22 protein-coding genes are annotated in these 25,244 nt (G+C 67.8%); 15 read left to right on the top strand and 7 right to left on the bottom strand.

Translation table 11 applies throughout. From position 1 onward, the window contains the following. Positions 1 to 33 precede the first annotated feature (33 nt). A complete protein-coding gene (locus tag ST3T6A_RS0114575; protein ID WP_202804599.1) occupies positions 34 to 627 on the bottom strand; it encodes a TetR/AcrR family transcriptional regulator in 594 nt (197 codons plus the stop codon). Between the two features lie 135 nt (positions 628 to 762). Between ST3T6A_RS0114575 and ST3T6A_RS20300 the strand changes: the two genes are divergently transcribed. Next, the gene (locus ST3T6A_RS20300; RefSeq protein ID WP_019833679.1) at positions 763 to 1,140 is read left to right on the top strand and encodes a hypothetical protein; all 378 of its coding nucleotides are present in this window, start codon (positions 763 to 765) and stop codon (positions 1,138 to 1,140) included. Between the two features lie 8 nt (positions 1,141 to 1,148). Here the strand turns inward: ST3T6A_RS20300 and ST3T6A_RS0114565 are convergent, their stop codons facing one another. Beyond that, a complete protein-coding gene (locus ST3T6A_RS0114565; protein WP_019833678.1) occupies positions 1,149 to 2,555 on the bottom strand; it encodes a helix-turn-helix domain-containing protein in 1,407 nt (468 codons plus the stop codon). A gap of 114 nt (positions 2,556 to 2,669) precedes the next feature. On the opposite strand from ST3T6A_RS0114565, the gene ST3T6A_RS0114560 reads away from it, so the two are divergent. The 9 genes from ST3T6A_RS0114560 to ST3T6A_RS0114515 all read left to right on the top strand — a co-directional run bounded on the left by ST3T6A_RS0114560 (position 2,670) and on the right by ST3T6A_RS0114515 (position 13,591). Further along, the gene (locus tag ST3T6A_RS0114560; RefSeq protein ID WP_019833677.1) at positions 2,670 to 4,202 is read left to right on the top strand and encodes an acyl-CoA carboxylase subunit beta; all 1,533 of its coding nucleotides are present in this window, start codon (positions 2,670 to 2,672) and stop codon (positions 4,200 to 4,202) included. Continuing rightward, positions 4,199 to 4,450, top strand: coding sequence for a hypothetical protein (locus ST3T6A_RS0114555; RefSeq protein ID WP_019833676.1), 252 nt, complete (start codon positions 4,199 to 4,201; stop codon positions 4,448 to 4,450). Before ST3T6A_RS0114560 ends, ST3T6A_RS0114555 begins: the two co-directional genes overlap by 4 nt. A 9-nt stretch (positions 4,451 to 4,459) precedes the next feature. Next, complete coding sequence (locus ST3T6A_RS0114550; RefSeq protein ID WP_019833675.1) at positions 4,460 to 5,641, top strand: acetyl-CoA C-acyltransferase; 1,182 nt, start codon at positions 4,460 to 4,462, stop codon at positions 5,639 to 5,641. 16 nt (positions 5,642 to 5,657) lie between these two features. Continuing rightward, positions 5,658 to 6,077 carry a methylmalonyl-CoA epimerase gene (mce, locus tag ST3T6A_RS0114545; protein ID WP_019833674.1) on the top strand — a complete coding sequence of 140 codons (420 nt, stop codon included), beginning with the start codon at positions 5,658 to 5,660 and terminating at the stop codon, positions 6,075 to 6,077. Continuing rightward, positions 6,064 to 8,193, top strand: coding sequence for a methylmalonyl-CoA mutase (scpA, locus tag ST3T6A_RS0114540; RefSeq protein ID WP_019833673.1), 2,130 nt, complete (start codon positions 6,064 to 6,066; stop codon positions 8,191 to 8,193). The genes mce and scpA overlap by 14 nt, the downstream gene beginning before the upstream one ends. Before the next feature lies 1 nt (position 8,194). After that, complete coding sequence (gene bioB, locus ST3T6A_RS0114535; RefSeq protein WP_019833672.1) at positions 8,195 to 9,187, top strand: biotin synthase BioB; 993 nt, start codon at positions 8,195 to 8,197, stop codon at positions 9,185 to 9,187. Positions 9,188 to 9,411: 224 nt separating this feature from the next. After that, complete coding sequence (locus ST3T6A_RS0114525) at positions 9,412 to 11,406, top strand: acetyl-CoA carboxylase biotin carboxylase subunit (protein ID WP_019833670.1); 1,995 nt, start codon at positions 9,412 to 9,414, stop codon at positions 11,404 to 11,406. A 56-nt stretch (positions 11,407 to 11,462) separates the two neighbouring features. Continuing rightward, positions 11,463 to 12,557: a non-hydrolyzing UDP-N-acetylglucosamine 2-epimerase gene (gene wecB / locus ST3T6A_RS0114520; protein ID WP_019833669.1), complete on the top strand. Its 1,095-nt coding sequence runs from the start codon at positions 11,463 to 11,465 to the stop codon at positions 12,555 to 12,557. Then, positions 12,554 to 13,591, top strand: coding sequence for an enoyl-CoA hydratase/isomerase family protein (locus ST3T6A_RS0114515; protein ID WP_019833668.1), 1,038 nt, complete (start codon positions 12,554 to 12,556; stop codon positions 13,589 to 13,591). Before wecB ends, ST3T6A_RS0114515 begins: the two co-directional genes overlap by 4 nt. A 34-nt stretch (positions 13,592 to 13,625) precedes the next feature. Here ST3T6A_RS0114515 and ST3T6A_RS0114510 read toward each other — a convergent pair whose 3' ends face one another. Continuing rightward, positions 13,626 to 13,814 carry a hypothetical protein gene (locus ST3T6A_RS0114510; protein ID WP_019833667.1) on the bottom strand — a complete coding sequence of 63 codons (189 nt, stop codon included), beginning with the start codon at positions 13,812 to 13,814 and terminating at the stop codon, positions 13,626 to 13,628. Between the two features lie 117 nt (positions 13,815 to 13,931). Here ST3T6A_RS0114510 and rnr point away from each other — a divergent pair, with 117 nt between their 5' ends. The 3 genes from rnr to ST3T6A_RS0114495 are packed head-to-tail and all read left to right on the top strand — an operon-like array spanning position 13,932 to position 17,487. Further along, a complete protein-coding gene (rnr, locus tag ST3T6A_RS0114505; RefSeq protein ID WP_019833666.1) occupies positions 13,932 to 16,187 on the top strand; it encodes a ribonuclease R in 2,256 nt (751 codons plus the stop codon). Positions 16,188 to 16,204: 17 nt separating this feature from the next. Next, positions 16,205 to 17,281, top strand: coding sequence for an AI-2E family transporter (locus ST3T6A_RS0114500; protein WP_019833665.1), 1,077 nt, complete (start codon positions 16,205 to 16,207; stop codon positions 17,279 to 17,281). 26 nt (positions 17,282 to 17,307) lie between these two features. Further along, the gene (locus tag ST3T6A_RS0114495; RefSeq protein WP_019833664.1) at positions 17,308 to 17,487 is read left to right on the top strand and encodes a YegP family protein; all 180 of its coding nucleotides are present in this window, start codon (positions 17,308 to 17,310) and stop codon (positions 17,485 to 17,487) included. Positions 17,488 to 17,494: 7 nt separating this feature from the next. Here ST3T6A_RS0114495 and dcd read toward each other — a convergent pair whose 3' ends face one another. Further along, a complete protein-coding gene (dcd, locus tag ST3T6A_RS0114490; RefSeq protein ID WP_019833663.1) occupies positions 17,495 to 18,049 on the bottom strand; it encodes a dCTP deaminase in 555 nt (184 codons plus the stop codon). 147 nt (positions 18,050 to 18,196) lie between these two features. Here dcd and ST3T6A_RS0114485 point away from each other — a divergent pair, with 147 nt between their 5' ends. Then, a complete protein-coding gene (locus tag ST3T6A_RS0114485; protein ID WP_083937509.1) occupies positions 18,197 to 18,895 on the top strand; it encodes a class I SAM-dependent methyltransferase in 699 nt (232 codons plus the stop codon). Positions 18,896 to 18,936: 41 nt separating this feature from the next. Here the strand turns inward: ST3T6A_RS0114485 and mfd are convergent, their stop codons facing one another. After that, positions 18,937 to 22,416 (bottom strand): transcription-repair coupling factor, encoded by a 3,480-nt coding sequence (mfd, locus tag ST3T6A_RS0114480; protein ID WP_019833661.1) that lies wholly within the window; start codon positions 22,414 to 22,416, stop codon positions 18,937 to 18,939. 7 nt (positions 22,417 to 22,423) lie between these two features. Continuing rightward, entirely contained in the window at positions 22,424 to 22,687 is a 264-nt protein-coding gene (locus tag ST3T6A_RS0114475) for an FAD assembly factor SdhE (RefSeq protein ID WP_019833660.1), read from the bottom strand. A 74-nt stretch (positions 22,688 to 22,761) separates the two neighbouring features. Here ST3T6A_RS0114475 and recG point away from each other — a divergent pair, with 74 nt between their 5' ends. Next, the gene (gene recG, locus ST3T6A_RS0114470) at positions 22,762 to 24,825 is read left to right on the top strand and encodes an ATP-dependent DNA helicase RecG (RefSeq protein ID WP_019833659.1); all 2,064 of its coding nucleotides are present in this window, start codon (positions 22,762 to 22,764) and stop codon (positions 24,823 to 24,825) included. On the opposite strand, the gene ST3T6A_RS20295 is transcribed toward recG, so the two are convergent. Next, entirely contained in the window at positions 24,822 to 25,154 is a 333-nt protein-coding gene (locus tag ST3T6A_RS20295) for a PilZ domain-containing protein (protein ID WP_019833658.1), read from the bottom strand. The two genes, recG and ST3T6A_RS20295, sit on opposite strands and share 4 nt — an antisense overlap. Positions 25,155 to 25,244 lie beyond the last annotated feature (90 nt).

The raw sequence follows: 25,244 nt of genomic DNA, 5'->3' as shown, positions 1-25,244 counted from the left end.
GCGGGGCGGGGGAGCGGTCCTCCGCCCTGTCGTTCAGGCCGGGGAGGCGGCGAGGAAGGCGTCCAGCAGGGCGTTGGCCACCGTCTCCATCGAGGCGGCGGGGCCTTGCGCGCCGGAGGTGTGGCGGCTCGCCCGCGCGCCCTCGAACAGCAGGATGATGCCGTCGGCGAGCAGCACTGGCTCGGGCACGGGCAATTGCTCGACCAGCGCGATCAGCCGCGCCCGCATCGCGCCCTTGTAGCTTTCGGCAATGGTGCGCGCGGGGTGGCCGGGCTCGGGAAACTCGACGGCGGCGTTGGTGAGCGCGCAACCACGATGAGTCGGAGAGCGGGTCTCGCGCGCCACTTCGCTGATGAGCGTGCGCAGCCGGGCAAGCGGATCGCCGGGCGTCCGCAGCTCCAGATCGTCCCACCAGCTCATGATCCGGTCGAACCGGGTTTGCAGGCAGTTCGCGACCAGGGCGTCTTTCGACGAGAAGCTGCGATAGAGGCTGGGCTTGGTGACGCCGGCTTCCGCGACGATCTCCTCCACGCCCACGGCCCGGATTCCGCGCCGATAGAAGAGCCGCCGCGCCGTGCGCGACACGCGCTCGGAGGCGGGCTGACGAGGGGGAAGCAATGGCTTCACGCCCACCCTTTCGGCAATCTCCCGTTCACTTACCATCGCCCATTTCCCCTCCCGGCGCTCTTGACAGGATGTTACCGATCGGTACGCGGGTCAAGACGGCGGATCGGTCGGACAATGAGACGGAAAGGAGGCGATATGGAGTTTCGGGGCCTGGCCCACGATACGACCGAAGCGCCCCTTCCGCTGTCTGTGGAGGACGAGCCCTTCCTGCTGCGCGAGGGCGAGCAGGCCGAGTTTTCGCCGCTCGAAGAGCAGGTGATCGATCTGGCGCGCCGCGAGCGGCTGGGCAGCCTTCAGGCGCCGGGACGGATCGAGCGCTTCCTCTCCTTTGTCTTCGGCCTCAACATCGGCGGCCGCGCCCTGGCGGATGAGCGGCTGGAGTCGCTGCGCCGCGCGGTGGTCGTCACCCGGCATCGCCATCATATGCCGGACGTGCAGGCCGCCGAGCTGCGCGTGGCGGGCTTCTCCCTGCCGCAGATCCGCCTGATCGAGCTGCGTGCCATCGCCGCCTGAGGCGGCGCTCAATCGAATCGGTAGGGGACGATGTCCCGCCGTTCCGGGTCTACGCGGATCGCGCGGCCGGAGGGCGGAAAGGCGCGCTGCTCGCAATTCTCACGCGGGCAGATGCGGCAGGAGACGCCGATCGGGGTCGCGGCATCGGCCCGTGTCAGATCGAGATGGTCGGCATAGACGAAATCGCCCGCCTCGCCGATCTCGCAGCCCAGCGCCACCGCGTAGCGGCGCGGCGCGCGGGCGAAACTGCCGCTTTCCTTCACCAGTCCCTTGGCGGCCACCACGTAGCGCGTGCCTTCCGGCATTTCGGCAAGCTGGATCAGGATACGATCCGGGATCGCGACCGCCTCGTGCATGATCCACAGCGGACAGGCGCCGCCGAAGCGCGCGAATTGCAGGCGGGTGGCGGAGTGGCGCTTGGTGATGTTGCCCGCCATGTCGACGCGGCAGAAGAAGAAGGGCGTGCCCCGTGCGCCCGGTCGCTGGAGGGTCGAGAGGCGATGACACGCCTGCTCGAAGCTGACGGCGAAGCGGCGGCGCAGGCGGTCGATGTCGTGTCGGACCCGGCGGGCTTCCGAGCGGAACAGCTCGTAGGGCATCAGGATCGCGCCCGCCGCATAGTTGGCGAGGCCGACGGTCAGCAGGCGCGTCGCCTCGGTGGAGGGCAAGCCGGCGCGGGCCAGCACCACGTCGATCTCGTCGGCCAGTTCGATACGGGCGAGCTGGTGAGCGAGCTGGAAGGCGCGGCTCTCGGGCGCCTGCGCGGGATCGAGCGTCAGGACGCGGTAGACCGGATCGTAGCTGCGGAGCGGAGGCGTATCGCCAGAGGACGCGCGGAGCGTGATGCGGTGACGCTCCCGCAGCCGTTCGGCCAGCGCATCGGGGCCGGGCTCCAGCGTCGCGCCGATCGCCTCGGCGGCGGTATCGATCAGGTCGACATAATTGCCGGCATCGTGGAACCAGTCGCGCACCTCGTCCCACGGCAGGCGGCCTCCGGAGGGCGCGCCTGTGTCATAGGCGTCGTCGAGGCGCTGTAGCTGGTCCTCGGCGCGGCGCCATGCCGCATGGAGCGCGACGAAGCGGCGGGCGAGGTCCGGCTGCTGCTCGATGGCGCGGGCCAGCACCTCGGGCTCGGGTGGCGGTTCGGGGAGGAGGGGCTCGGCGGCCGCTTCGGCGAGGCCGGCGAGCAGGCGCGCGCCTTCGTCCTCGTCGATGCCGGTCCAGTCGGTCGGGAAGGCGGCGGCGAGCGCCAGCGCCACGGCGGCGGTGAGCGGGCGTCCATCCGTCTCGATCTGCGAGAGATAGCTGACCGAGATGCCGATCCGCTCGGCCATCGCCGTCTGGCTGAGGCGGAGCTGGGCGCGCAGTGCGCGGACTCGGGCGCCGGCATAGAGGCTGCGGACGGGGCGTACCATGATGCTTCCGCATATTTCACAAAATTGCCTTTCGCAACTTCACAAAACCACATTTGCGCGGGCCGATGCCAAGGTGCAGTGCGGCGCAACACCGCCGCCCAGGAAAGGAGAGCGATGCCCACGACCCTCGAGAAGCTCGATCAACGACGCGCCGAGGCCCGCCTGGGCGGCGGACAGAAAAGGATCGATGCCCAGCACGCCAAAGGCCGCCTGACGGCCCGCGAGCGGCTGGAAATCCTCCTCGACGAAGGCTCGTTCGAAGAGCTGGACATGTTCGTCGAGCATAACTGCATCGACTTCGGCATGGACGCGAGCCACATCCCCGGCGACGGCGTGGTGACGGGCTCGGGCACGATCAACGGCCGCCTCGTCTTCGTGTTCAGCCAGGATTTCACCGTCTTCGGCGGCTCCCTGTCCGAGCGGCACGCGCAGAAGATCTGCAAGATCATGGATATGGCGCTGAAGGTCGGCGCGCCCGTGATCGGCCTCAACGACAGCGGCGGCGCGCGTATTCAGGAAGGCGTCGCCTCGCTCGGCGGCTATGCCGAGGTGTTCCAGCGCAACGTGCTGGCATCCGGCGTGGTGCCGCAGCTCAGCCTCATCATGGGGCCCTGCGCGGGCGGCGCGGTCTATTCCCCGGCGATGACGGACTTCATCTTCATGGTGAAGGACTCGTCCTACATGTTCGTCACCGGCCCGGACGTGGTGAAGACCGTCACCAACGAGGTGGTGTCGCAGGAGGATTTGGGCGGGGCCTCGGCGCATACCGTCAAGTCCGGCGTGGCCGACGTGGCGTTCGAGAATGACGTGGAGGCGCTGCTCGCCGCGCGCGACTTCATCGACTTCCTGCCCGAGAGCAATCGTTCGGGCGTCCCCGTGCGCCCCACCGACGATCCGTGGGACCGGCAGGAGCCGAGCCTCGACACGCTGATCCCGGCCTCGGCCAACATCCCCTACGACATGCACGAGCTGATCCAGAAGACGGTCGACGAAGGCGACTTCTTCGAGATCCAGCCCGCGCACGCTGCCAACATCATCACCGGCTTCGGCCGCATTGAGGGGCGCACCGTCGGCATCGTCGCCAACCAGCCGATGGTGCTGGCGGGCGTGCTCGACATCGCCTCCTCGCGGAAAGCGGCGCGGTTCGTGCGCTTCTGCGATGCGTTCGAGATTCCGATCGTCACCTTCGTGGACGTGCCCGGCTTCCTCCCCGGCACCGCGCAGGAGCATAACGGCATCATCAAGCATGGCGCCAAGCTGCTCTTCGCCTATGCCGAGGCGACGGTGCCCAAGATCACGGTCATTACGCGCAAGGCCTATGGCGGGGCCTACGACGTCATGGCGTCCAAGCATCTGCGCGGCGACCTCAACTATGCATGGCCGACAGCCGAGATCGCGGTGATGGGCGCCAAGGGCGCGGTGGAGATCATCTTCCGTCAGGAAGCGAAAGACCCCGAGAAGCTCGCGGCCCGCACCGCCGAATATGAGGCGCGCTTCGCCAACCCGTTCGTGGCGGCGTCCAAGGGCTTCATCGACGAGATCATCATGCCGCATTCCACGCGGCGCCGGGTGGCGCTGGGTCTTCGCAAGCTGCGCAACAAGCAGCTCGAAAACCCGTGGAAGAAGCACGACAATATCCCGCTGTGAGCAACGAGGTCGCCTCCGCCGTGCTGCTGGTCGCGGTGGGCGGCGGCGTCGCCGTGCATTGCTCGCGCACCGCGCTGCGTGAACTTCGCGCCGGCGAGGGGCGGAGACGCTGGGGGACATATAGACGGGACGATGATCCACTCCGCTTCTGGGGTGTTGTCGTGGGAACCGCGCTCGCCGCCCTTCTGGGGCTGTTTTCCTTCTGCTTCGGCCTGGCCTCCGCGGCCGCGCTGGCGCGGATCATCTAGGATGATGTCATGACCTCCTCCGATCCGGTCGTTTTCCTCTCCTTCGCCCGCACGCCGATGGGCGGCTTCCTCGGTGAGCTGTCCTCGTTGAAGGCCACCGAACTGGGGGCCATCGCCGTCAGGGGCGCGGTCGAGCGGTCCGGCATCAGCCCGGATCAGATCGAGCGTTGCTATATGGGCTGCGTCCTGCCGGCCGGCCTCGGCCAGGCGCCGGCGCGTCAGGCGGCGATCTTTGGCGGCCTGCCGACCTCGGTCGAGGCGACCACGATCAACAAGATGTGCGGTTCGGCGATGCAGGCCGCGATCATGGCGTCCGACGCGCTGGTCGCAGGCTCGGCCGACATCATCGTCGCGGGCGGCTTCGAGAGCATGTCGAACGCGCCCTATCTCAACCTGAAGCACCGCTCGGGCGCGCGCATCGGCCATGACAGGCTCTACGACCATATGTTCCTCGACGGCCTTGAGGATGCCTATGAGCAGGGCAAGCTGATGGGCAATTTCGCCGAGGACGTGGCCGGCGAATATCAGTTCACCCGCGAGAAGCAGGACGAGTTCGCGATCGCCTCGCTCACCCGCGCGCAGCAGCATGTCGGCGAGCTGGCGAACGAGATCGTGCCGGTCACGGTCAAGACCCGCAAGGGCGAGGTGGTGATCGATACCGACGAGCAGCCCCGCAACGCCAATATCGGCAAGATCCCGACGCTGAAGCCCGCCTTCGCCAAGGACGGCACGATCACGGCCGCCAACGCCTCGTCGATCTCGGACGGCGCGGCGGCGCTGGTGATGACGCGGATGAGCGTGGCCGAGAAGCTGGGCGTGAAGCCGATCGCCCGGGTCGTCTCCCACGCTGCCTTCGCGCAGGCGCCGGCCCTGTTCACCACCGCGCCGGTGGGCTCGTCCAAGCGCGCTCTGGAGAAGGCCGGCTGGACGACCAAGGATGTCGACCTGTTCGAGGTCAACGAGGCCTTCGCGACGGTCGCGATGATCGCGATGCACGATCTCGGCGTCCCGCATGACGTGCTGAACATCCATGGCGGCGCCTGCGCGCTCGGCCATCCGGTGGGCGCTTCGGGCGCGCGTATCTTGGGTGCGCTCATCAACGGGCTTCAGGTCAACGGCCTCAAGCGCGGCCTCGCCTCGATCTGCCTCGGCGGTGGCGAGGCGACCTCGATGGCGGTGGAACTGGTCTGATGAAGCGAGCCAAGAAATGAAACTGGGCCGCCTCAACCATGTCGGCGTCGCGACGCCGTCGATCGAGCGATCGATCGCCTTCTATCGCGACGTGATGGGCGCGGAGACGATCCACGAACCGTTCGACATGCCCTCGCAGGGTGTGCGGGTATGCTTCGTGGATGCTCCGAACTTCCAGGTCGAACTGATTGAGCCGCTGGGCGAAAATTCGCCCATCCATGGCTTCCTCGCCAAGAACCCGGCCGGCGGCCAGCATCATATGTGCTATGAGGTGCCCGACATCCACGAGGCCAAGGCCTGGTTCGAGGGCAAGGGCGCGAAGGTGCTGGGCGAGCCGCGCATCGGCGCGCACGGCACATTGATCTTCTTCGTCCACCCCAAGGATATGGGCGGCGTGCTCACCGAAATCATGGAGACCCCCCGTGGCGACCACTGAGGACTGGAAGGCGCTCGCCAACAAGGAGGTGAAGGGCCGCGATCTCACCTGGCACACGCCGGAAGGGATCGATGTCAAACCTCTGTATACGGCCGAGGATGTGGATGGCATCGATCCGGGCCTGCCCGGCTTCGCGCCCTTCACGCGCGGCGTGCGCGCCTCGATGTATGCCGGCCGCCCGTGGACGATCCGGCAATATGCCGGCTTCTCGACCGCTGAGGAATCCAACGCCTTCTACCGCCGCAACCTCGCGGCCGGGCAGAAGGGGCTGTCCGTCGCCTTCGATCTCGCCACCCATCGCGGCTATGACAGCGACCACCCGCGCGTCACCGGCGACGTCGGCAAGGCGGGCGTCGCGATCGACAGCGTCGAGGACATGAAGATACTGTTCGACGGCATCCCGCTCGACGAGATGTCGGTCAGCATGACGATGAACGGCGCTGTGATACCGATCCTCGCCTTCTTCATCGTCGCGGGCGAGGAGCAGGGCGTCCCTCAGGAGAAGCTGGATGGCACCATCCAGAACGACATCCTGAAGGAGTTCATGGTCCGCAACACCTATATCTACCCGCCCGAGCCGTCGATGCGGATCATCTCCGACATCATCGGATATACCTCGGCCAACATGCCGAAATTCAACAGCATTTCGATCTCCGGCTACCATATGCAGGAAGCCGGGGCGACGCAGTTGCAGGAACTCGCCTTCACCATCGCGGACGGCAAGGAATATGCCCGCGCGGCGATGGCCTCGGGCCTCGATCTCGACAAGTTCGCGGGGCGGCTGAGCTTCTTCTTCGCGATCGGCATGAACTTCTTCATGGAGGTCGCCAAGCTCCGCGCCGCGCGCAAGCTGTGGCACCGGGTGATGACCGATCTCGGCGCCAAGGATGAGCGCTCGAAGATGCTGCGCACCCACTGCCAGACCAGCGGCGTGTCGCTGACCGAGCAGGACCCGTACAACAACGTCATCCGCACCACGATCGAGGCGATGGCGGCGATGCTGGGCGGCACGCAGAGCCTCCACACCAACGCCCTCGACGAAGCCATTGCTTTGCCGACCGATTTCTCCGCCCGCATCGCACGCAACACGCAGATCGTGATCCAGGAAGAGACGGGGATGACCAAGGTGGTCGATCCCCTCGGCGGCTCCTATTACATCGAGGCGCTGACCCAGGAGCTTTACGACAAGGCCTGGGAGATCATCGAGCGGGTCGAGGCCGAAGGCGGCATGGCCAAGGCGGTCGCGGCGGGCTGGCCCAAGGCGATGATCGAGGAAGCGTCGGCGGGCCGCGCCGCGCGTGTCGATCGCGGCGAGGATGTGATCGTCGGCGTCAACAAATATCGCCTGAAGGAAGAGGATGCGATCGACATCCTCGATGTCGACAACCACAAGGTCCGCGCCGGCCAGATCGCCCGCATCCAGAAGATGAAGGCCGCCCGCGACGAGGCGAAGTGCCGGGCCGCGCTCGATGCGCTGCGCGAGGGCGCGAAGGGGAGCGACAATCTCCTCGGCCTCGCCGTCGAGTGCGCCCGCCAGCGCGCGACGCTGGGCGAGATCTCCGCCGCGATGGAGGATGTGTTCGGCCGCTACGGCACTACGCCCACGCCGGTGAAGGGCGTCTATGGCGGCGCCTATGGCGACGATCCGCGCTGGCAGGGGCTGGTCGACGGCGTCGCCACCGTCGCGCGACGCAAGGGGCGCAACCCCAAGATGTTCGTCGCCAAGATGGGGCAGGACGGGCACGACCGGGGCGCCAACCTCGTCAGCTCGGCGTTTGGCGATCTCGGCTTCGACATCGTCGCCGGGCCGCTGTTCCAGACGCCTGCCGAGGCGGTGGAACTGGCGCTGGCCGAGGATGTCGACGTGGTCGGCGCCTCCAGCCTCGCGGCCGGGCACAAGACGCTGATCCCCGAGCTGATCGGGCTGCTCCGCGAGAAAGGGCGCAGCGATATCAAGGTGATCGCGGGTGGCGTTATTCCCGCGCAGGACTATCAGGCGCTGTATGACGCGGGCGTCTCGGCCATCTTCGGGCCGGGAACGAATCTTGCGGACGCGGCCGCGGAGGTGTTGAAGCTCCTCGGTCACAATATGCCACCTTCCGAGAAAGCTGCCTGAGATGCGTACCGACTGGACCCGTGAAGAGATCGCCGAACTCTTCGATCTGCCCTTCCTCGATCTGGTGGCGCGCGCGCACGACGTGCATGTCCGCCATCATCCCGAGAATGAGGTGCAGCTCTCGACGCTTCTGTCGATCAAGACCGGCGGCTGCGTCGAGGATTGCGGCTATTGCAGCCAGTCCACCTCGGCCGACAGCGGGCTCAAGGCCGAGAAGCTGATGGCGGCCGACGCCGTCGTCGCGGCGGCGCAGGAGGCCAAGGACGCGGGCTCGGGCCGTTTCTGCATGGGCGCCGCGTGGCGTTCGCCGAAGGAGCGCGACATGCCCGCGCTTCTCGACATGGTGAGCCGCGTGAAGGCGCTCGGGCTTGAGACCTGCATGACGCTCGGGATGCTGGAGGGCGATCAGGCCCAGCGCCTCGCCGATGCCGGCCTCGATTATTACAACCACAATATCGACACCTCGCCCGAGAACTACGCCAACGTCATCTCGACGCGGACCTTCCAGGATCGCCTCGACACGCTGGAGCGCGTCCGCGCGGCGGGCGTGAACGTGTGCAGCGGCGGCATCATGGGCATGGGCGAGACGCGCACCGATCGCGTCGGCTTCCTCCATGCGCTGGCGACTCTGCCCGAGCATCCGGGCTCGGTGCCTATCAACGCGCTGGTCCCGATCGAGGGCACGGTGCTGGGCGACATGCTGAAGGACGTTCCCTCCGCCAAGATCGACGACATCGAGTTCATCCGGACCGTGGCGGTCGCGCGGATCATCATGCCGGAGAGCATGGTGCGCCTGTCGGCCGGCCGCGAGAGCATGTCGGACTCGACGCAGGCGCTGTGCTTCATGGCGGGCGCGAACTCGATCTTCACCGGCGACAAGCTGCTCACCACGGGCAACGCCGGCGACAGCAAGGATGCCGCCCTGTTCGCCAAGCTCGGCATCCTGCCGATGAAGGGCGAGCCGGTGCAGGCGCATCTGGCGGCGGCGGAGTAATCTGATTGCGGAAGATCATGGCGTTTGGCGCGGCAAGCATCGCCTTTTGGGCGCTGGCTGCTTGGGCGCTTTTAGACGCCATGATCGGACCGTGCGGTTGGGGGCCTGATGCTCCCTGCGAAGGGCACGGTAAGGCCTATATCGGTTTGCTGCTTGTCGTTGCCATCATTTCGTATGCGGCGCTCTGTGTCGTTTTCCTCAGAAAATCAAAGAGGGGCCTCTAGGTGTTCGAGAAGATCCTGATCGCCAATCGTGGTGAGATCGCCTGCCGCGTCATCCGCACCGCGCGGAAGATGGGGATCAAGACGGTCGCGGTCTATTCGGACGCCGACGCGCTCGCACCGCATGTCCAGATGGCCGACGAGGCGGTGCGCCTCGGGCCGCCGCCGGCGTCGGAGAGCTACCTGCTCGCCGATGCGATCATCGAGGCCTGCAAGGCCACCGGCGCGCAGGCCGTGCATCCGGGCTATGGCTTTCTCTCGGAGCGAGAGTCCTTCGCCAAGGCGTTGAAAGAGGCCGGCATCGCGTTCATCGGCCCGCCGCCGAACGCCATCGCCGCGATGGGCGACAAGATTGAGTCCAAGAAGCTCGCCAAGCAGGCGGGCGTGAACGTCGTCCCCGGCTTCCTCGGCGAGATCGCGACCACCGAGGATGCGGTGAAGATCGCCACCGACATCGGCTATCCGGTGATGATGAAGGCCTCGGCCGGCGGTGGCGGCAAGGGCATGCGGCTCGCCTGGTCCGAGCAGGACGTGCGCGAGGGCTTCGAGGCGACCAAGCGCGAAGGCCTCGCCAGCTTCGGCGACGACCGCGTGTTCATCGAGAAGTTCATCGAGAGCCCGCGCCACATCGAAATTCAGGTGCTGGGCGACCAGCATGGCAACATCGTCTACCTCGGCGAACGCGAATGCTCGATCCAGCGCCGCCACCAGAAGGTCGTCGAGGAGGCGCCGTCGCCCTTCGTGACGCCTCAGATGCGCAAGGCGATGGGCGAGCAGGCGGTCGCTCTGGCGCGTGCGGTGGGCTATTTCTCCGCGGGTACGGTCGAGCTGATCGTGAGCGGTGCCGATACGACCGGCGAGAGTTTCTACTTCCTTGAGATGAACACCCGACTTCAGGTGGAGCATCCCGTCACCGAGGAGATCACAGGCCTCGATCTGGTCGAGCAGATGATCCGCGTCGCGGCGGGCGAGAAGCTCGGCTTCACGCAGGACGAGGTGAAGCTCAACGGCTGGGCGGTCGAGACCCGCGTCTATGCCGAAGACCCGTATCGCAACTTCCTGCCGTCCACCGGCCGCCTGAGCCGCTACCGCACGCCGGCGGAGAGCCGCGCGTCGGATGCGGTGGTGCGCGTCGATACCGGCGTCACGGAAGGCGGCGAGGTGTCGATGTTCTACGACCCCATGATCGCCAAGCTGGTGACATGGGCGCCCACCCGCGAGGCCGCCATCGATCTCCAGATCGGCGCGATCGACCGCTATCAGATCGAGGGCGTCGGCACGAACCTCGATTTCCTCTCGGCGCTCTCGCAGCATCCGCGCTTCCGCTCGGGCGCAATCACCACGGGCTTCATCGCCGAGGAATACCCCGAAGGCTTCCACGGCGCCCCCGAGACGCCCGCCACCGCGCGCACCGTCGCGGCGGTGTCGGCTGCGATCGCGCGGGTAGATGCGGCGCGCGCGCTCCATGTCGACGGTCAGCTCGGCACGCCGCTGGAGGCTCCGGCGCACTGGATCGTCCGCATCGACGGCGTCGAGCATGACGTGATGATCGAGGCGGACTCCGCCACGGTGGACGGCGAGAGCGTCAGCCTGTCGATCGGCTATCGCCCCGGCGCGACGCTGGTCGAGGCGGAGGTGGCGGGCGAGTCCGTGACGCTCCGTATCGCCCGCAAGCGCGGCCATATGGTCGTCACCACCGCCGGGCGGGCGCGCAAGGTTCAGGCGATGCGGCCGATCGTGGCGGAGCTTCGCCATCACATGATCGAGAAGCCGGCGCCCGACATGTCGCGCTTCCTCGTCTCGCCGATGCCGGGGCTGCTGACCCGTCTGCTGGTGGCCGAGGGGCAGAAGGTGGAGGCCGGCCAGCCGCTCGCCACCGTCGAGGCGATGAAGATGGAGAACATGCTCCGCGCCGAGAAGAGCGCCACCGTCGCCAAGGTCGCGGCGGAGGTGGGCGCCAGCCTCGCCATCGATCAGGTGATCCTCGAATTCGAATGAGCGGCGAGCCGCTCGCCGGCTATGCTCTCGTAACGAATGCCGTCTAGGGTAAGCGCATGACTGCACCTGCACGCGTCCACCTGATCGCCGCCGCGCGGCCCAATTTCATGAAGGTGGCGCCGCTCTGGCACGCGCTCACCGCCGCGCCCGATTTCGAGCCGGTGCTGATCCACACCGGCCAGCATTATGACGCCAACATGTCGGACGCGATCTTCGCCGACCTGTCCCTGCCGCAGCCGGATCATCATCTCGGCGTCGGCTCGGGTAGCCATGCCGAGCAGACCGGTCGGGTGATGATGGCCTATGAGGCCGTCGCGCAGGCCGAGCGGCCCGACTGGCTCGTGGTGGTGGGCGATGTGAACTCGACGCTCGCCTGCGCGCTGGTGGGGGCGAAGCTGCGCATCCCGGTGGTGCATCTGGAGGCGGGGCTGCGCTCGCGCGATCGCGACATGCCCGAGGAGATCAACCGCCTCGCCACCGATGCGATCGCGGACATCCTGTGGACGCCATCGCAGGACGGCGACGAAAATCTGCTGGCCGAGGGCACCGCGCCCGAGCGGATCGCGCTGGTCGGCAACATCATGATGGACAGCTTCGAGCTGGTCCGCCCCAAGATCGAGGCAGCGGCTGAGCCGCAGGCGCTGGGGCTTCCCGAGCGCTATGGCGTGGTGACGCTGCACCGCCCCTCCAATGTCGATGATCCGGCGACGCTCGCAGCACTGGTCGATGCGTTGCTGGAGGTGCAGGCGCGGCTGCCGCTGGTCTTCCCGGTGCATCCGCGCACCGCTCAGAGGCTCGCGGCGGCGAGGCTCGATGCGAAGCTGGAGCAGGGCGGCGTGCGGCTGGCCGGTCCGTTGCCTTATGTGCGCTTCATGAGCCTCGTCGCGGGCGCGGCGGCGGCGATTACGGATAGCGGTGGCATCCAGGAGGAGACCACCTATCTCGGCATCCCGTGCCTGACGCTGCGCGAGAATACCGAGCGGCCGATCACCATCGATCAGGGCACGAACCGCCTCGTCAACGCCGCGACGCTCGCGGCGACGTTCGACGAGGCGATGGCGACGCCGCCGTCCGAGAGGGCGCGGCCGAGGAATTGGGACGGGCGCACGGCCGAACGATGCGTTGCCGATCTGAGGAGACGACGTGGATGAGCGATGAGGTCCTGACGGCGATTGAGGGTGGGGCGGGGCGTATCCGGCTCAACCGGCCGCGCGCCATCCATGCGCTCACCACGGGCATGTGCACCGCGATGATCGCCGCGCTTCAGGCGTGGCGCGAGGAGGCGGCGGTCGAGGCCGTGCTGATCGATCATGCCGAGGGCCGGGGCTTCTGCGCGGGCGGCGACGTTGTGCAGGCGTCGACCGATCCGGTGGCGGCGCGCGCCTTCTTCCATGAGGAATATCGCCTCAACCATCTGCTCTTCACCTATGCGAAGCCGACCGTCGCCTTCATGGACGGCGTGACGATGGGCGGCGGCGTCGGCATCTCGCAGCCGGCGAAATACCGGATCGCGACCGAGAACACGCTGTTCGCCATGCCGGAGACGGGGATCGGCCTGTTCCCCGATGTCGGCGGCGGGTGGTATCTCTCGCGGCTGGCGGGCGCGATGGGCGAGTATCTGGCGCTGACCGGCGCGCGGCTCGACGGCGCGGAGTGCCTCGCGCTGGGGCTGGCCACCCATTATGTGCCGTCCGAGGCGCTGCCGGAGCTGAAGGCGGCGATCGTGGCCGATCCGCGCGCGGTCGAGCGGCTGCTGGCGGAAGCCTCGGTGACGCCGCCGCCAGCCGGCATCCTCGCGCATCAGCCGGAGATCGATCGCCTGTTCGCGCATCGCACGCTGGAGGGGGTGCTGGCGGCTCTGGAGGCCGATCCGTCCGAATGGGCGGAGGCGACGCTCAAGACCTTGCATCGCAAGTCGCCGCAATCCTGCAAGGTCAGCCTCAAGCTGGTGCTGGATTCACGCGGCCGGACCGATTTCGCCGACGAGATGCGCGCGGAATATGGCATCGCGGCGCATGTCTGCCAGCGGCCGGATTTCCGGGAAGGCGTACGCGCCCTGCTGGTGGATCGGGACAATCGCCCCGTCTGGAACCCCGCGACGCCGGAGGGCGTCACCGATCATATGATCGACACGATCTTCTCAAGCCTCCCCGATGCGGAGGCGTGGACGCCGCTCGGCCGCTGAGGCGGCGCGGCGGCGCCCGGCGCGTCAGTTCAGCTCAGCGCCACCAGCACTGGCGGACGCGGTGATGATGGCGCCACACCATGCGGCAGACCTTGTGGCGATGGCCGCCGTGCCAATGGCCGTTCCCATGATAGCCGGGCGGCGGATAGCCGTTGGCAGCGGCGGGCGCGGCGGCGATCCCGGCGGTCAGCAACGTGGCGGCAGCGATAGCGAGCAAACGCATCAGACTCCTCCTCCTCGTACAATGGCGACGTGTTCGTCATCCGTAACGATCCATATCTCATTCGGGTCCACATGGGCATAGGTGACGGATCGCGGCGGGACGGCTAGGTTCGCGGCGATGCGTAAGCCTTCCAAGACCAATCCTCCCGGCCTGCCGAGCCGCGAGCAGATCCTCCGCTTCATCGAGGAGAGCGATCAGCCCGCCGGCAAGCGCGAGATCGCGCGCGCCTTCGGCCTGAAGGGGCAGGAGAAGATCACCCTCAAGGCGCTCCTCAAGGACATGGCCGACGAGGGCCTGATCGACCTCGGCCCCGGCCGCGCCTTCCACAAGATGGGCGGCGTGCCCAAGGTGACGGTGCTGCGCGTCGTCGATGTCGACGGCGATCAGGTGATCGCGGTGCCCGAGCATTGGGTGGCGGAAGGCGCGCCTCCGCCTCGCCTGCGCGTGATGGAGCGCGGCCGGCGTCAGGGCGCACTGGGGGTGGGGGACCGCATCCTCGCCCGCACCGAGGAGGCCGGGCGCGGCCTCGTCGCGCATCCGCTCAAGAAGCTCGCCAAGGGCGAGGAGCTGGTGCTGGGCGTGATCCACAAGGAGGGCGACCGGCTGTGGCTGCGCCCCGTGGACAAGAAGGAGCGGCACGATCTCCCCATCTCCGATGCGGGCGAGGCCGATGTCGGCGATCTGGTGCTGGCCGAGAAGGCGGGGCGCCCGCCGCGGATCATGGCGCGCGTCACCGAGCGGCTGGGCGATCCCTTCGCGCCGCGCAGCTTCAGCCTGATCGCGATCCACAAGTTCGGCATCCCCGACGTCTTCCCCGAAGCCGCGCTGGAGGAGGCCGACCGCAGCGCCCGCCAGACGCTCGGCGAAGGGCGCGAGGATCTGCGCCACCTCCCCATCGTCGCCATCGATCCCGCCGACGCGCGCGATCATGACGACGCGATCTGGGCCGCGCCCGACGAGGATGCCGATAACGAAGGCGGCTGGAAGGCGATCGTCGCCATTGCCGACGTGTCCTTCTACGTCCGCCCCGGCACGCCGCTCGACAAGGAGGCGCGCAAGCGCGGCAACAGCGTCTATTTCCCCGATCGTGTCGTGCCGATGCTGCCGGAGATCCTCTCGGCGGAGGTCTGCTCGCTGGGCGAGGGGGCGGATCGCGCGGCGATGGCGTGCCACCTCACCATCGACAAGGACGGCAACGTCACCGCCTTCCGCTTCACCCGCGCGCTGGTCCGGATCGCGGCGGTGATCGCCTATGAGGACGCGCAGGCGGCGCATGACGGTGCGATCAGCCACCCGCTCACCGAGGATGCGCTGAAGCCGCTCTGGGGCTGCTGGGCGGCGCTGGCCAAGGCGCGCGCCAAGCGTGAGCCGCTGGAGCTGGACCTCCCCGAACAGCGCGTCCAGCTCGACGAGAAGGGACGCATCGCCTCGGTGGCGCCGCGTGAAAGGCTCGACGCGCACCGGCTCGTCGAGGATTATATGATCGCCGCCAACGTCGCCGCCGCGCGTGCGCTGGAGAAGAAGCAGGCCCCGGTCATGTACCGCATCCACGAGGCGCCGAGCCGCGAGAAGATGGTCGCGCTCAAGGATTATCTCGGCACTTTCGATGTGCCGCTGGCGCTGGGGCAGGTGGTGCGGCCCAAGACCTTCAACCGCATCCTCGATTCGATCGCCGATCGGGTCGAGCGGCCGGAGATCATGACGCAGGTGCTGCGCACGCAGATGCAGGCGGTCTACACGCCCAACAATGCCGGCCATTTCGGCCTCGCGCTGGGCAGCTATGCGCATTTCACCTCGCCGATCCGCCGCTATGCCGATCTGCTCGTCCATCGGTCGCTGGTGGGCGCCTATGGGCTCAAGCCAGCGGTCGAGGACACCAAACTCACCGGCGAAGAGGCCAACCGCATGGAGGATCTCGGCGAGAAGATCAGCCAGGCCGAGCGCCGCGCCATGGAGGCCGAGCGTGAGACGATCGATCGCTATGTCGCGGCCTATCTCTCCACCAAGGTGGGCGAGCTGGTCGATACGCGGATCACGGGCGTGCAGAGCTTCGGCTTCTTCGCGACGGTGGTGGGGCTGGGCGGCGACGGGCTGGTGCCGGTCTCGACGCTGGGCGCCGAGCGCTTCCACCACGACGCCACCACCCACAGCCTGATCGGCGAGGAGACGGGCGAGCGCTTCACGCTGGGCCAGACGATCACGCTCCGGCTGGTGGAGGCCAATGTCGCGAGCGGCGCGCTCCGCTTCGAGCTGGCCGAGGGCGCGAACCATATGCCGATGCGCGGAAACCTGCGCCGCAAGCCGGGCAGCCGGCCTCTGGTCGGTCGGCGGGGGCGGCCATCGAACATCCGCCACCAGGGGCGCAAGAGATGACGGAAGGACGGGGGGATATGGCGAGCCAGCCCTTGCCGAGGCAGAAGCGCGCGCGGCTGATCCTGGCGCTGGGGCTCGTGGCGCTGGGGGTGTGGATCATCCATGATTTCCTCGCCTCGCTGGTGTGGGCGGCGGTGATCGCGATCGCCATCTCGCCGCTCTACGAGCGGGCCGAGCGGCGCTGGCCGCATCTGCGGGGCGGTGCCATCCTTCCGGCCATCACCACGCTCGTGGTGGCGCTGCTGGTGCTGGTGCCCGTCAGCCTCGGCATCATCCGCGCCGCGTCCGAGGCGCAGGACATCGTCCGCTGGATCACCACCGCGCGAGAGAGCGGCATTCCCGTGCCACATTGGCTCTATTCGATCCCTTTCGGCCGGGATGCGGCGGTGAACTGGTGGCAGCAGCATCTCGCCACGCCGGAGGCGACGCAGGCGGAGCTGGCCCGCTTCAACAACCGGGCGCTGCTCTATCACACGCAGATCGTGGGCAAGGGGCTGATCCATCGCAGCATCATCTTCCTGTTCACGCTGCTGGCGCTGTTCTTCCTGCTGCGCGACGCCGACATGCTGGTGGGGCAGATCAAGTCCGCCGGATATCGGCTGTTCGGCCCGTCAGGCGAGCGGATGGGGCGTCAGGTCGTCCAGTCGGTGCGGGGCACGATCGACGGGCTGGTGCTGGTCGGCATCGGCGAGGGTGCGGTGATGGCGGTCGCCTATCTGGCGCTGGGCGTGCCGCATCCGCTGCTGCTGGGGGCGGCGACCGCGATCGCGGCGATGATCCCGTTCGGCGCCGCCGTGATGTTCGAGATCGCGGCCTTCGCGCTCCTCACGCAGGATGCGGTGACGGCGGCGATCCTCGTCAACGTGATCGGCTTCACCGTGGTGGGCATCGCGGACCATTTCCTTCGCCCGGCGCTGATCGGCGGGGCGACGCGGCTGCCTTTCCTGTGGGTGCTGGTCGGCATTCTGGGTGGTGTCGAGACGCTGGGGCTGCTCGGCCTGTTCGTCGGGCCGGCGACGATGGCGGTGCTGGTGATGCTGTGGCGGGAGTATGTGGAGCGGGACTTGCCGCCGCCCGATACTGATGTAGGTTAGCCCCGTCTTCGACGAGGGAGGGTTTCGTGGCTCACAAGTTCGTCATCAAGAAGGACAAGGCTGGCGAGTTCCGGGTGAACTTCGTCTATAACAGCGAAATCATCTTCGCGACCGAGGGCTATTCCAGCAAGGCCTCGGCCCAGAACGCGATCGACTCGATCAAGAAGAACGGCCCGGCCGCCCCGACGGACGACCAGACCGTCTGATCTCCCTTCAGAGACGCGGCAACGTCACCCCGCGCTGGCCCATATATTTGCCGGCGCGGTCGGCGTAGCTCGTTTCGCAGGGCTCGTTGCCCTTGAGGAAGAGGAACTGGCACGCGCCCTCGTTGGCGTAGATCTTGGCGGGCAGCGGCGTCGTGTTGGAGAATTCCAGCGTGACATGCCCCTCCCAGCCGGGCTCCAGCGGGGTGACGTTCACGATGATGCCGCACCGCGCATAGGTGGACTTGCCGAGGCAGATCACCAGCACGTCGCGCGGCACACGGAAATATTCGACCGTCCGGGCCAGCGCGAAGCTGTTGGGCGGGATGATGCACACGTCGGTCTTGCGGTCGACGAAGCTGTTGGACGCGAAATCCTTGGGATCGACGGTGGCGCTGTCGACGTTGGTGAAGATCTTGAACTCGTCCGCCACGCGCGCGTCATAGCCGTAGGAGGAGAGGCCGTAGCTGATGCAGCCCTCGCGGCGCTGGGCCTCGACGAAGGGCTCGATCATGCCGTGCTCCATTGCCTGCTCGCGGATCCAGCGGTCGGATTGGACGGACATGGAGGCTCCCTGAAACGCGTGTTGGCCTGATGCTTTCGCGGGAAGCGCTTGCCGGGGCAAGGGGTTTCGCGAACCGAATGCCCGCCGCTTGCCCCGCTGCCACGCGCTGGCTAGGGACCGGGGCTTGCAGCAAGAGGGTTTACGAGCGTGGAACGAGAACGGGTCCTGGAGAGCCTGGTGGGGCTTTACGACCAGCCTTCCTATCTGGAAATCGGCGTCCAGCACGGGCTCACCTTCGACAGGGTTGAAGCCGCTCGCAAGGTCGCGGTCGATCCCAACTTCCTGTTCGACACCGTCGAGGCGGGGCGCAAGCCGCTCAATGCCACCGCGACCTATCACCAGGTTCCGAGCGACGAGTATTTCTCGCGCTTCCACAAGCCCGAAGATCGCTTCGACGTGATCTTCATCGACGGGCTGCACAGCTTCGACCAGACGCTGCGCGATCTGCTGAACGCGGTGGAATGCCTGGCGCAGGGCGGCGTGATCGTGCTCGACGACGTGATGCCGGTCTCCTACGCGGCCTCGCTGCCGACGCTGGAGAAGAACATCGCCTTCCGCGCCGCGCGAGGTATGCGGCAGGTGGACTGGATGGGCGACGTCTATCGCCTCGTCTTCTTCATCCGCGATTATATGCGGGGCTTCAGCTACGCGACGCTCACCGAGAATCACGGCCAGATGGTGCTGTGGCGCACGCCGCGTCCGTGCCCGCCGAACCCGCTCGACGTGGCCGAGATCATCCGTCTCGACTTCGCCGACGCGGTGTTGAACCAGGACTCCTACAATCTCCAGTCCTATGACGCCGTCGAGCCGCTGATCCGCGATTATATCCGGCATCATCGCCGTTAAAGGCGCTACCCTCGGGGCGAGCGGCGCGGAGCCGCTCGCCTCTAGTTCGCCGCCTTGGCGAGCCCCTTCGCGAGCTGGCCCGCACCATGGAGGCGGGCTTTGGGGTCGCCCCACGGTCGCGTGATGACGAGCTTGCTGTCCGGGCGCAGCTTGGCCGTGCCCTTAAGCCGCTCCACGTAAGCGAAAAGCCCCGGCACATTGGGGAAGCCACTTTCCGCGAAGGTCACCAGCGCGCCCTTGGGGCCGACGTCCAGCTTGGCGATGCGAGCGACGCGGCAGTCGAGCTTGATGCCGATCACGTCGATCAGGTTGCGCGTCGGCTCGGGGAGCTTGCCGAAGCGGTCGATCATCTCGGCGGCGAAGGCTTCGATGCCGGCCTTGTCCTCGATCTCGTTCATGCGGCGATACAGGCCCATGCGCAGGTCGAGGTCGGGCACATATTCTTCCGGGATCATGATCGGCGCGTCGACCGTGATCTGGGGCGAGAAGTCGACGTCCGCCTCGGGGATGTCGGTCCCGCCCGCCTTGGCGGCGAGGATCGCGTCCTCCAGCATCGCCTGATAGAGTTCGAAGCCGACTTCCTTGATGTGCCCGCTCTGCTCGTCGCCGACGAGATTGCCCGCGCCGCGGATATCGAGATCGTGCGAGGCGAGCTGGAATCCAGCCCCCAGCGTATCGAGGTTCGCGAGCACCTGAAGGCGCTTATCAGCGGCCTCGGTGGTGATGCGCCCGCCCTGTGTGGTGAGATAGGCGTAGGCGCGCGTCTTGGAACGCCCGACGCGGCCACGGAGCTGGTAGAGCTGGGCGAGGCCAAAGCGATCCGCGCGGTGGACGATCATCGTGTTGGCCGACGGGATGTCGAGCCCGCTCTCCACGATCGTGGTCGAGAGCAGCACGTCGTACTTGCGATCGTAGAAGGCGGACATCCGCTCCTCGACCTCGGTCGCGCCCATCTGGCCATGGGCTACGACATAGCGCACCTCGGGCACCTCCTCGCGCAGGAAACGCTCGATGTCGGGCAGATCGGCGACGCGCGGCGCCACGAAATAGGCCTGTCCGCCGCGATAATGCTCGCGCAGCAGGGCTTCCCGCAGCACCACCGGATCCCACGGCATCACATAGGTGCGCACCGCGAGGCGATCGACCGGCGGCGTCTGGATCACCGACAGCTCGCGCAGGCCCGACATCGCCATTTGCAGCGTGCGCGGGATCGGCGTGGCGGTGAGGGTCAGGACGTGGACGTCGGCCTTCAGTGCCTTCAGCCGCTCCTTGTGGGTGACGCCGAAACGCTGCTCCTCGTCGACGATGACGAGGCCGAGGCGCTTGAACTCCACCTGCTTGGAGAAGACGGCGTGCGTGCCGACCACGATGTCGATCGTGCCGTCCGCCAGCCCGTCGCGGACCTTCTTCGCCTCGGCCGTACCGACGAGGCGCGAGAGACGGCCGATGTTCATGGGGAAGCCCCGGAAACGCTCGACGAAATTGGTGTAGTGCTGCCGCGCGAGCAGCGTGGTCGGCCCGACGACCGCCACCTGCATCCCCGACATCGCGGCGACGAAAGCCGCGCGCAACGCCACCTCGGTCTTGCCGAAGCCGACATCGCCGACGACGAGGCGGTCCATCGGCTTGCCCGCGCCCAGATCGTCCAGCGCCTCGGCGATGGCGCGGTCCTGATCCTCGGTTTCCTGATAGGGGAAGCGGTCGACGAACTCGGGGTAGGAGGTGTCGGGCTCGGCGACCTCGGCGGGGCGCAGCGCGCGGGCGGCGGCGGTGGCCATCAGCTCGCCGGCGATCTCGCGGATGCGCTCCTTCATCCGGCTCTTGCGCGCCTGCCAGGCGACGCCGCCCAGCTTGTCGAGCGCGATGCCGTCGGCCTCCGAGCCGTAGCGCGAGAGGACGTCGATATTCTCGACCGGCACGAACAGCTTGTCGCCGCCCGCATAGGTGAGCTGGACGCAATCGTGCGGCGCCTGCCCGACCGGGATCGAGGTCAGCCCCTCATAGCGGCCAATGCCGTGATCGGCGTGGACCACCAGATCGCCCAGCGAGAGCGTCGCCAGCTCCTGAAGGAAGGCGTCGGCGGATTTCTTGCGGCGCTGGCGATGGACGAGGCGATCGCCCAGCATGTCCTGCTCGGTGAGGACCAGCACGTCGGGCGCGGAGAAGCCATGGTCGAGCGGCAGCACGGTGAGCGCCGCACCGCCGCCATTCTTGGCGACCTCGGCGGCGAGGCCCATCGCCTCCTGCCAGCTTTCGGCGAGCGGGACGCGGGGCAGGCCGTGGTCGCCGAGCAACCCCGCCAGACGCTCGCGCGAGCCCACCGAATAGCTGGCGAGGATGACGCGCTTCCCCTTGCGGGACTGCGCGCCGACATAGGCCGAGACGGCCTCGTACACATTCTCCTGCGCCGTCCGCTCGGGCGCGAAGTCGCGCGGGCCGTCGACGTCGAAGTCGAGGACGGTGGCGCTCTCCGGTTCGCGGAAGGGCGTGGCGAGGTGCATCGGCCGCGCCGCGATCTGCTTCTCCCACTCCTCGGCCGGGAGATAGAGCGAGGCGGCGGGGAGCGGGCGATAGCTGCCCGGATCGGACGACTGCGCGCGCACGCGGTTCGCGTGATAGTCGGTGATGCTCTCGAAGCGGTTCTGCGCGGCGCCCGGCGAGCCCGCATCGCGGACGATCACATCGTCGTCGGCGAGATGGTCGAACAGGGTGGAGAGCTTCTCCTCGAACAGCGGGAGCCAATGCTCCATGCCGGCGAGGCGGCGGCCGTCGCTGATCGCCTGATAGAGCGGGTCGCCCGTCGCGGTCGCGCCGAAGCGCTCGCGATAGCCGGTGCGGAAGCGCTTGATGCTCTCCTCGTCGAGCAGCGCTTCGGAGGCGGGGAGGAGGGTGAAGCCGTCGATCCGGTCGACGGTGCGCTGGTCCACGGGGTCGAAGCGGCGGACGCTCTCGATCTCGTCGCCGAAGAAATCGAGGCGGAGCGCCATCTCCTCGCCCGACGGCCAGAGATCGACGAGCCCGCCGCGCACCGCATATTCGCCCGGATCGGCCACGGTGTCGGTGCGGATATAGCCGTTGGCCTGGAGGAGCTTGCCGAGTTGGTCGCGATCGATCCGCTCGCCGGGCGCGAGCTTGGCGACGAGCTGGCGGATGCGGAAGGGGGTGAGCGTGCGCTGGGTGGCGGCGTTGACCGTCGTCACCAGCAGCGTCGGACCTTGCGCCTTCTTCTGAAGTGCGTGGAGCGTTGCCAGCCGCTCGGCGGAGCTGCGCAGGGAAGGCGAAGCGCGGTCGTAGGGTAGGCAGTCCCACGCCGGGAAGCTCAGCACCGTGAGCTCCGGCGCGAAATAATGGGCGGCGTCCGTCACCGCGCGCATCTGCACATCGTCCGAGGCGACGAACATCGCGCGGCCCGATGCGGCGCGGGCGAGATCGGCCAGCAGCCATGGCAGGAAGCCCGCCGGCGCGCCGGAAAGGGTGAGCGGCCGGCCGGCCTTCAGGATGCGCTGGAGATTGTCGGTCAAGGCGGGCTCAGTGGATCGAGATATAGTCGAGCTTCTGCATGGTCCGCATCAGCGGGCCGTCGAAGGCGGCGGGCACCGGCTCCTTGCCCATCGCCCAGGCCATGATGTCGACATCCTCCTGCTCGATCAGCCGTTCGAACCAGGCGACCTCCTCGTCGGACCACTCCGCCGCATAGCGATCGAAGAAGCCGCCGATCATGTAATCGGCCTCACGCGTGCCGCGATGCCAGGCGCGGAAGCCGAGGCGCTTCAGGTGATGCTCGCGATCCAAAGGGAGGCTCCAACGTCAAAAAGGCCGGCGGGCGCTTCCGGCGCGCGTCGGCTGTGGTAGAGCCCCATCTAGTGATGCGACCCGAAATCCTCAATCCGCTCTTCGCTGAAACCGAAGCCCTCAAGGGCGTGGGCAGCGCGCTCGCCAAACCCCTGGCGAAGCTGGGCCTGACGCGCGTGATCGACCTGCTGTTCCACCTGCCGACCGGCGTGGTCGAGCGGCGGCGGATCGAGCGGCTCGATCCGGCGGATGCGGGGCGCGGCGTGATCGTGACGCTGACGGCGACCGAGTATCGCGGCTCGTCCTCGCCGCGCGGGCCGTTCCGGGTGCGCGCGGTGGACGGGGAGGGGAATGCCGTCAGCCTCGTCTATTTCGGCAATGCCTCGGGTTGGGCGAGAAAGCAGTTCCCGCTGAACGAGCCGCGAATCGTGGCGGGAAGGCTCGATCTCTACGGGGATGCACTTCAGATCGTGCACCCCGATCAGGTGGTGCCGCCCGAGGAAGCCGGTGAGATCGTCGAGCGCGAGCCGGTCTATCCGCTGTCGGCGGGGATCACCTCGCGCCGGATCGCGCAGCTTGTCGCGCAGGCGCTGGAGCGGGTGCCGTCGCTGGCCGAATGGATCGAGCCGAGCCTGCTCTCCCAGCGCGGCTGGCCGGGCTTCATGGAGGCGCTGGAGCGGGCGCACGGCAACCCGCAGGACGCTAAGGCGCGCGAGCGGCTCGCTTATGACGAGGTGTTCGCCAATCAACTGGCGCTGATGCTGGTCCGCGCGTCGACGCGGCGGCGGAAGGGCTGGGCGCTGCTCGGCGACGGGCGGCTGCGCGCGAAGCTCGACCTGCCCTACAAGCCCACCGGCGCCCAGTCCCGCGCGATCGCGGAGATCGAGGGCGACATGCAGCAGGAGACGCCGATGTTGCGCCTCCTCCAGGGCGATGTCGGCTCGGGCAAGACGCTGGTCGCCACCATGTCGCTGATCGCGGCGGTCGAGGCGGGGGCGCAGGGCGCGCTGCTGGCGCCGACCGAGATCCTCGCCCGCCAGCATTTCGCGACGCTGCAACGCCAGCTTTCGCCACTCGGCCTCAATGTCGCGATCCTCACCGGGCGCGAGAAGGGCAAGGCGCGCGAGTCGACGCTGATGGGGCTGGCCGACGGATCGATCCACATCCTCGTCGGCACGCACGCCATCTTCCAGGAGGCCGTGACCTACAAGGAACTCGGCCTCGTCGTGGTGGACGAGCAGCACCGCTTCGGCGTCGCCCAGCGGCTGATGCTGGCCGGCAAGGCCGATCGCCCGCCGCACATGCTCGTCATGACCGCCACGCCGATCCCGCGCACGCTGACGCTCGCCCAATATGGCGAGATGGACGTGAGCCGCCTCGACGAGATGCCCCCCGGCCGCCAGCCGATCGAGACCAAGGTGATCGCGATCGAGCGGATGGAGGAGGTTATCGCCGGTCTCGGTCGCCATGTCTCGGGCGGGGGGCAGGCTTACTGGGTGTGCCCGCTGGTCGAGGAGAGTGAGACGGGCGACGATGCCGCCGCCGAGGCGCGCGCTGCGGCGTTGCGGCAGGTGTTCGGCGAGAAGGTCGGCCTCGTCCATGGCCGGATGAAGGGGCCGGAGAAGGATGCCGTGATGGCTGCCTTCCAGCGCAACGAAGTCGCGGTATTGGTCGCCACCACGGTGATCGAGGTCGGCGTGGACGTGCCCAACGCGGCGCTGATCGTGATCGAGGGGGCGGAGCGCTTCGGCCTCGCCCAGCTCCACCAGCTTCGCGGACGTGTCGGGCGAGGCACGGCGCATTCAGTGTGCCTGCTGCTCCGAGGCGCAGCGCTCAGCGAGACGTCACGTGCGCGCCTTGCGCTGATGCGGGATACCAATGACGGTTTCCTGATCGCGGAAGAGGATCTGAGGCTCCGCGGTGGAGGCGAAATCCTCGGCACGCGCCAGTCCGGCGAGCAGGGCGCGCGGCTGGCCGATGCCCAGCAGACGGCGGCGCTGATCCCGACGGCGCATGACGACGCGCGGCTGCTCACCGATCGCGACGGCGGCCTCGAAGCCCCGCGCGGGCAGGCGGCGCGGACCTTGCTCTATCTGTTCGAGCGCGACGCGGCGGTGGGCCTGCTGAGAGCCGGTTAGAATTCGTTCCAGGCGGGCTTGTCGTTGGGGGCGTTGGCTAGCATCCGGGGATAGGCGTTGATCTCGATCGGCGCGATGAATTCGCCGCCGACGCGGCCGCCCAGCGACCAGATCACGCGCGCCGGAGTCATGCCCACGACCGGCAATTTCACCGCGATCAGATCGCCCGGCTGCAACGCCGCGGCGGTGCGGCACATGAAGCCATAAGGCGAGATATCCACCACCAGCGCTGTCTCCCGCGCGCCCGACGGTCCGTCGAGCGGTGCGCGGAAGGAGACGACATCGCGTGGCGCGCGGCGGCTTTCGATGATGAACGGTGCGGTCGCCATTCGGAAATCATCCCTCGGGAGGTGCGGCCTGATTGTCCGCCCCCGTCCTAAAGACATCCTCAATCATCAGACTTAATAAGCGTTCACCAT

It is taken from the genome of Sphingomonas sp. PR090111-T3T-6A (genome assembly GCF_000383095.1).
Lineage (GTDB): Bacteria > Pseudomonadota > Alphaproteobacteria > Sphingomonadales > Sphingomonadaceae > Solisphingomonas.
This window is presented reverse-complemented; position numbering and strand designations above follow the sequence as displayed.